Origin of the sequence: Rhodococcus sp. C3V (assembly GCF_029269915.1) — a bacterium.
Lineage (GTDB): Bacteria > Actinomycetota > Actinomycetes > Mycobacteriales > Mycobacteriaceae > Rhodococcus_F > Rhodococcus_F qingshengii.
In genome coordinates this window covers 1-7918 of record NZ_JARJBE010000035.1, presented here as the reverse complement: position 1 = coordinate 7918, position 7918 = coordinate 1, and the positions used below count along the sequence as shown (strand labels likewise).

Genomic DNA, 7918 nt, shown 5'->3' with positions numbered 1-7918 from the left:
ACTTCGTGTCCCGCGAGATGAGCACCGTCGGTGACACCACCGGTGCACCGAGCGCAGCGGGCGGCACCCTTTAGCCTGTAAAACCCTGAATCCTGGGCCTCTCGGAAACCCGTCCGTGCGCTTTGTGTCCACTCCTCTTATCCCGTCTCAAGAACGAGATGGGCCATCAGGAAGCCACAGACCAAAGTCTGGGTCGGACCGCATTTAATCGTTCCCGGTCCGAACTCGTCAAATAAAGGCTTGCAGGAAGTCATACCCGAGGCACCCGAGACCGCGAAAAACCAATGCATCATCCGACCGATACTGCTCGCTGCAACAACTGCGAGCCGTGCCCGCCCGGCGAGGATTCATCGCCATGCCCTCAAAGTCTCGACGAGCGTGTCAATCGAGGCCACCGACTCCACCTGTGATGCGGTCGGGCCGAGAGCGTGACAGTAAGATCGTGACGTGAGAGCAAACTTCCCTCGGCCTGACTCACTGTGAGCGATATCGAGTTACATCGCAACGCCGTGTGACAGAGTGACGGTAAATCAGCGCCCGCAATCCACCATCGCGTGAGAGCCAATCCGCCCCTGAACAACACCACCGTCGTCGCCGTCATCACGATTCCGAGCCCGGACGCGGCAACAAGACCGCCTGTCGAGGCTGGGCGATAACGATCACGGTGGTGTCTGATCTTCGTGATCGCTGTTGTGGTATCGCATCCTTCGTGTCGTGATGCAAGGTAGTGCGGCTGGGTCCACACGCACACTGCCTGGGCTGCGATCGAGCTGTGTCGGGATGCTCCCGCCGAGCACAGGTCTGCGCACCAGCCCCGGAGAGAGCTGCACGTTCCCCGGATCAAGGCTCCCCGACGCACAAAGACCGTGCACCTATGACGATAGTACGCAGCGCGAAGGAGTGGGAGGGTAGAACTTTCGACATCAGTGTTCTGCTCGATCACAAGACATGTCGACGCTCCGAACGGCGCTGCACAGTTCTCAGGGCGACACAGCCCAGGGGCAGATCGCCGACCACAGTATTCGGGGACAGTGACCGTCGAGCCGAACGCGCAGGAGAAGATAGAAGAACCTCTGCGCGCGATCTGTCGCGGCTTACCGACCGAGCCGGTGATCAGTTCGCGTGTACTCGACTCTGGGAACCCCACGGATGACCAGTTCGGCATTAGGGGTGTCATGAATACTGTTGTCAGGGTTCGCGTTTCGGTCAGGTTGCAGCTCGGTGACGCGCCCCCCACCATTGCCGAAAGCAGCCCTTCACGCCTTTACTCCAGTTCCGCGATTGCGGCTGGGTGTGTCCGGCCGGCGCCGGCGAAGATCACACCACGCAAGCACCACCCCTGACGACCGCCACCAATGTAAGCTAAGCCTAACTTTAGTGGAGGTCAGGGGATGGGCAGGGGTTTACAGGGCGCGATAATGCGGGTCGTCGGAGCGAAGGACCATATCGTCACGGTGACCGAGGTACAGCCGGTCGGGTCGTCGGTGATCAGGGTCGATTTCGTCAGCGAGACATTGCTGTATCCAGACGGAGAGAAGCCTACTGCTTGGGTGCGAGCTTGGCTGCCGGACCCACGAGGTGGCAGCAAGCTCCATCAGCGTGCCTACACGCTGATGGATCCGGATCCGACGGCGGGTCGCTTCTCAATGTGTTTTCTGACCCACGAGCCTGCCGGCCCTGCATCTTACTGGGCGAAGCACGCCGAAAAAGGCGACCGGATCATCGTGCAACGACTCGGCGGCGACGGCTGGGACATCGACGACCCGCAACCAGCAGGGTATCTGCTCCTCGGCGACGCGGCCTCGTGGCCGGCCATGACCACGATCATCGCGGAGGCCGACGAGTCTGTGCCGGTTCGGGTTTTCTTCGAGTACACACACGACGGCGACAAGGACCTTCCGTTCCCCGAGCACCCGCTGCTCAAGGTGACCTGGGTTCGCGGCAGCGACAACGGACGCGCACTGGTCGACGCGCTCGGCAACGAGAGTTTCCAGGGTTGGAAGTCGTTCGTGGCGGCCGAGACCACCGCCACCCGTCTGGTCCGGTCACGGCTGACGCTGGAGGACGACCACAACAAAGGCACCATGCATGCGCAGGCGTACTGGATCCGCGGCCGAGCCATGGGCAAGGAGGCCGAGACCGCAGACATCGTTGAGATCGAGCCCTCCGCACAGGCGCAGCAGCAGGACGACAGCAACGCTGAGGCGGCCCCACCCCCTGCCTTCGAGAGCCAGAAGGAGATGCTCAAGGCCTCGCGCGCCCGCGGCCGGGAACTTTCGGTTCTCGCCCCGGCGAGGCCTGCACTCATTCTGAGCACGATCATCGCCGTCGTACTCGCGGCACTCGCCGTCATTCCACTGGTGTTGTTCTCCGAACTTGCAAAACACTTCGTCCAGGGCGCAAGCCGGGACGAACTGGTGCGGGTCGGAGTCACCGGCGCCATCGTCTTGGTTGTCGGGGCGCTACTCACCTCAACACTCATGGTGGGCCTGCACGCCTACGACCAGTACTACGCCAGCGCGCTGCGCCACCGGGTCATGGAGAAGTTCACCCGGCTGCCACTGGGATGGTTCCAGGGACGCCGACCGTCGGAGGTGCGCAAGTTCGCCAAGGACGACATCGGTGCGCTGCACTATCTGATCACCCACGCGGTATCCGATCTGGCGACGGCCATTGTGACTCCACTAGCGATTCTGATCTACCTATTCACCGTGAACTGGACGCTGGCACTTGTTCTGCTGGTGCCGGTATTCAGCTACCTCGCCATCACGTTCCGGTTGGCCGCGATGGACCGCTCGCGGATGACGCAGATGCTGCGCTGGAACGCAACCCTGCCGGGAGACGCGGAACGCTACATCGCCGGACAGCCGGTGAGCCGGGTCTTCGGCGACAGCACGACCGTCGACCTTCCGACTGAGATGACGGAAGTCCGAAACTTCATGAAGCAGTGGCAGCTGGAGACCGTCGGCGCCAAGGCGACCATGATTCAGCTCAACCGCCCTGTGACGTCGATGGTCGTGATCACCCTCGCGGGAACCCTGCTGATCACCGTCGGCTGGATGCCGTCCATGGCCATCCTGCCGTTCCTGGTCCTGGGCACCTCGCTGGGCGACCGCCTCGTCGGCGCCGGGTTCGCCGTCGGCGGACTGCGCGACGGAATGAACGCGAAGTCCAGCCTCGAACTGCTGCTGAGCACCTCAGAACTGCCTGCGGGTGAGAGTCCGATGCCCGCCGGCACCGGACCGGCCGCCCTGAAGTTCGACGGCGTGTCGTTCGGGTACGTACCCGGCCAGTTCGTCCTGAACGACTTCACCCTTACACTCCCACCGGGCAGCACCACCGCGATCGTCGGCCCCTCCGGTGCCGGCAAGTCGACCGTCGCCGCACTCGCCGCACGCCTGTGGGATCCAGACAAGGGATCAGTCACACTCGACGGCGCCGATCTGCGCACCATCAACGAAGACAATCTGCGTCGTCATGTCGCGGTCGTTCTGCAGGACGTGCAGTTGGTGCACGGCACTGTGGCCGAAAACATCATGCTGGGACATCCCGCCGCCACCAGCGAACAAATCGCTGCGGCGGCGCGTACCGCCTACATCGCCAGAGAGATCGAGGCGTTGCCGGACGGCTACGACACTGTCGTAGACCGCGACAGCCTGTCCGGCGGTCAACGCCAGCGGATCGCGATCGCCCGGGCACTGTTGGGGAACCCACGCCTGGTGATACTCGACGAAGCCACCGCGGCCGCCGATCCTGACTCGGAGTGGGAGGTGCGGCAAGGTCTGTCGAAGCTCCTGGCGGGACGGACCGTGCTGGTGATAGCTCACCGGCTGCACACCGTTGCGCACGCCGATCAGATCGTGGTCCTCGACGAGGGCCACATTGTCGAGCGGGGCACCTGCGACCAACTCGTGGCACAGCGCGGTCTTTACGCCCGCATGCAGGACCAGGGAATGGAAGCTACCGCATGATCTACCACGATCTTGTAACTGTGACCGGACAGCAGGCGCGCGGCTCGCGGATCCGCTTCTTATCCCTGACGATCCTCTCCACCATTCTGCAAGCAGCATCCGTCATCGTTCTCGTTCCGGTGCTACGGGCGTTGTTCGGGGAGCGTCCCGTCGACGCCTGGCCGTGGGTGGGTTTGCTGGTTGGAATGCTCCTGATGGTCTGGGCCGCCGACCGGTTCGCGCTGCGCGCCGGGCTCCATCTGGGCTTCATCATTATCGACACCATCACCGAGGCTGGTCTGAACGGCATCCGGCGACTCGATCCTGGGCAACTCCGTTCAGAGCGCGCGTCGAAGCTTCGAGACCTCGTCGCGGTGTCAGCGCCGGAATCGATTTCATCTGTTGTACTTCTAGGGTCACCACTGATTCATGCAACGATGCTGGTACCGCTGCTGGCCCTGATACTGCTGTTCGTCTCGTGGAAGCTGGCACTGGTCGCGCTGGTCGGCGGTATCGCGCTTGTCCTGGCGCTGCGCGCCTCTCAACGGATCATCACTAGGTCGGAGCAAGCGTTCTCCGATACGAACCGGCAGCTCGATGATCGTGTCCTCGAATTCGCCTGGGCACAGCCAACGCTGCGCGGCTCGGGCGCCGGCACCATCACGGTCAACCAGGTGCTGAACGAATCCCGGCGTCGGGGCCTGAAACTACTCACGTGGACGGTCCCCGGCGAGCTGTTGTTCAGTGTGATCCTGCAGCTCACCCTGCTCGCCTTCGGCGTCACCACAGCGTCGCTCTACATCTCCGACGAGATCAGCGGGTCCACCGCAGCAGCCATGATCGTCGTCTTGCTGCGAATCGTTGAAGTTGTCGGATCGCTGTCGCTGCTGGGACCGGCCATCGCGAACGGCTCGCGTGTGTTCCGCGAGGTGGCCGAACTGGTGGTCGAAGATGGGGCCGCGCTCGCCCAGGGGCGGGGCACTGTCGAACCGGTGTCTGGCGCTCCGCGTGTCGACCTACGCGGTGTCGGTTACACCTACCCGGACGGCACTCGCGCGCTGAGCGACGTCGACGCCGTCCTGCCGCCTGGTGGCATCACGGTGATCGTGGGCACGTCGGGCGCCGGCAAGTCGACCCTCCTCGACGTGATCGCCGGGCTCCGCGAGCCGGCCGAGGGTCAGGTGCTGGTCGACGACGTACCCGTACCGACACCGGCGCGTCTTGCCGGCTCGTCCGTGGTCTTTCAGACCACTCAGCTACGGCCAGGGACGCTGAGGGAGAATGTCGGCATCGACGACGCTGTCGCCCTCGCGACGCTCGCTGATAGGGCGCAACTCGGTAAGGTCCTCGACTCGCTTCCGGCAGGATGGGACTCCCGAGTCGGCGAGGGCGGGAACTTGCTCTCCGGTGGTGAGCGCCAGCGCGTGGGACTAGCCCGAGCACTCGCCAAACCGGCCGGCCTGCTACTGGTCGACGAGGCAACTTCGGCACTCGATGTCATCACCGAGCGGGCCGTCATCGATGCTCTCGAGGAGACGCGCGGACAGCACACGACGGTCATCGTGACGCACCGTCCCGCGCTGGTGTCGTTGGCCGATCAGGTGATAGTTCTCGACGGCGGCAGGATCGTCGATTCCGGAGACACGAACGAACTACTGGAACGCGGTGGCGTCTTCGCCAACCTGTGGGCGCGGTGGCGTGACTCAGAAGGCTGGCAGGTATAGCCGTCTGAACTGCCGTTCGAGCCAGTCCGCATCCGATTGGACTATCGGTCCTCGCAGGCAGCAGCGGTCCCCGTTGCCTTGGACGTAATGGGTGAAGCACTCGTACCCGCGCGTTCTCCGGTGCAGGGCATCACGACAAAGTATGTGGGAGAGGCTTTTTCGGCCATGGTGATACCTTCCCTCAAATCGGGCGAGTCACACCCCTGTCGCCATGTCGAGTACTCCTGCCAACTTCGCAATACCAAACAGCCGAGGGGCGCACGCCCTACCGGAGCGGTCGAGGACACGTCTCTACCGTGCTGGTGTCGATGCAATCCGTAGTCAGCTCGGTGTCCCACGCAGCAGCTGGGCGCGGCGGCTCCACGAACTGCTCCACACCCGTCCACAGATGAACCCTAGCCGGGATGGGAATCAACTGCGCGACACCGCCGATTCGGAGGGGTTTACAGACCTCTGCAGTCCAACCCCGGCTGACCTACGATCGGTCTTGCCGGACGAACGCTCGCTTCGCTCCCGAAGAAGCTGTCGCCACCGACCCCGATCAGTCAATGCGATTCGCCCAAGACCGCCTTGCCCAGGGCTCCGACTACATCAAAAAGTGTCGCCGAGGCGCCCGCCGTCGGCGCCTCGACCCGGATTCGGCCATTGCCATGGCCGAATCTATAGAGCGAAAAGCTCAGACTCGACGAAACGCACGAAACCTTCTGCGAACGAGCGTGTTTCACTCTCTGACCAGCCTTCGAACAGTGCGTCGATTTCGGAGGCAAGCCGCATTCGCAACGTCGCGACCGCCGCCTGTCCTCGAGATGTGAGTTCGAGTCTTACGGCGCGAGTGTCTGCGGAATCTGTTCTGCGGGAAATCAATCCGGCGACCTCAAGTCGTGTCGCGCGGCGGCTCACCCCTGACCGATCGAGTCCGATCTCGCGGCCCAACTCCGCCGCACTACAGGCTCCGACTCGCGCAAGCCCACTCAGCAGCGGATAAGTCGAGGCGTCCACCCCATCTCCTACGTCGCGTGTCAGTCGGGCGTAGAGGTGCTTCCGGTGGCGCCGCTGCAGCACAGTGCCCAACGCCTCGGCTACCACTGCACCTGCGCGACCGTCATCAAAGCCGGACTTCATTCTCTCTACCTTACCTGTGCGCAGCGCACGCATTTTTGATACCGTCAGATACGTGCGCATCGCACGTAAACGACGAGAGACACGAGAAATGAGCCATGGCAACAGATATCAAATCCGCCCTCGACGACCTGATCTTCAACCCAGGAATCTCGGTGGACGAGGCGATAGACAAGCATTTCAGTGACAACTACCGCCAGCGCACGAACAGACAATGGGACGACCGAAATACGTTCGCTGCTCACATCACTCACCTGCGCCGTGTCGTCGCCGATGGGTCCATAACCGTGCACGAGGAGCTTGTCGCCGGACACTTGTACGCCGACCGTCACACCGTCACCATCGAGAAGAAAGACGGAGGGCGCGTCGTGACCGAGGTGTACCTCTTCGGCGAGCACGCACCCGACGGCCGGTTCCAACGTGTCGAAGAGCTCACCCTCCTGATCAGCGGCAACAAGGAAGATGCAAAGCTCGGTAACGCACGCTAAGCCAGCCAAAATCGTAGCGATCTCGACGACGCGGCTTTGCGAATTCGATGATCGTCCGATACGGGCCTCAGATCAGGTCTCGGTGGTCGGCGAGCACGACCTCCATCGCCTGCAGGAAAACCGCGTTCTTGGCGTGTCCGAGCCAGTCCACGTCGGCGACTCGCACCGAAAAGTCGCGGATTCGGTCGGCAACAGGATATGTAGTCGGCAATTGGGCTTCCAGCGCAACCGCTGCTGATCGGTCATCTGCATCTACCAGCGGGGCCACGAAAACATCGCTCTTCCGTCTCGGAAGGCCGGATTCTTCGGACAAGCGGATGAGAAACGATTGGGTCTCGACGCCGCCGCTGACCTATATGCTCATATTGGTATGCACATATTGGTCCAGCGATTCGACAGCGCTGAGCACCATCGTTTGAGTGTGACCAACTCTCCCGAAGCCGCTCGGTGCGGTCACGTCGAGGCAACACGGGCGGTTGGTTCGGCCGCGCTCGATTCGCCGACGCATAACGATCTTACGATCGCTGCTCGTTCGCCTCGTCATATGATTAGCGCCCTACTAATGTTGAAAGTGGGGCTCGGCTGGCATGACCCCCATCAAGTGAGCCGCAAGTTATGAGAATCCTTCCGCCCTGAT

The 7918-nt window shown here is 62.6% G+C and carries 4 protein-coding genes; 3 read left to right on the top strand and 1 reads right to left on the bottom strand.

Going from position 1 to position 7918, the window contains the following annotated elements; translation table 11 throughout:
- Positions 1-1454 precede the first annotated feature (1454 nt).
- From P3G66_RS31540 to P3G66_RS31530, 3 genes are all read left to right on the top strand, one after another.
- A complete protein-coding gene (locus P3G66_RS31540) occupies positions 1455-3971 on the top strand; it encodes an ATP-binding cassette domain-containing protein (RefSeq protein WP_276117856.1) in 2517 nt (838 codons plus the stop codon).
- 20 nt (positions 3972-3991) lie between these two features.
- The gene (locus P3G66_RS31535) at positions 3992-5674 is read left to right on the top strand and encodes an ABC transporter ATP-binding protein (protein WP_276117855.1); all 1683 of its coding nucleotides are present in this window, start codon (positions 3992-3994) and stop codon (positions 5672-5674) included.
- A 1217-nt stretch (positions 5675-6891) separates the two neighbouring features.
- Positions 6892-7281: a nuclear transport factor 2 family protein gene (locus P3G66_RS31530; protein ID WP_276117854.1), complete on the top strand. Its 390-nt coding sequence runs from the start codon at positions 6892-6894 to the stop codon at positions 7279-7281.
- A gap of 67 nt (positions 7282-7348) precedes the next feature.
- Here the strand turns inward: P3G66_RS31530 and P3G66_RS31525 are convergent, their stop codons facing one another.
- Positions 7349-7549, bottom strand: coding sequence for a hypothetical protein (locus P3G66_RS31525; protein WP_276117853.1), 201 nt, complete (start codon positions 7547-7549; stop codon positions 7349-7351).
- Between the last annotated feature and the right edge of the window lie 369 nt (positions 7550-7918).

Coding starts and splice junctions, on each gene's coding strand:
- P3G66_RS31530 (WP_276117854.1), top strand. CDS start 6,892: ATGGCAACAGATATCAAATCCGCCCTCGACGACCTGATCTTCAACCCA.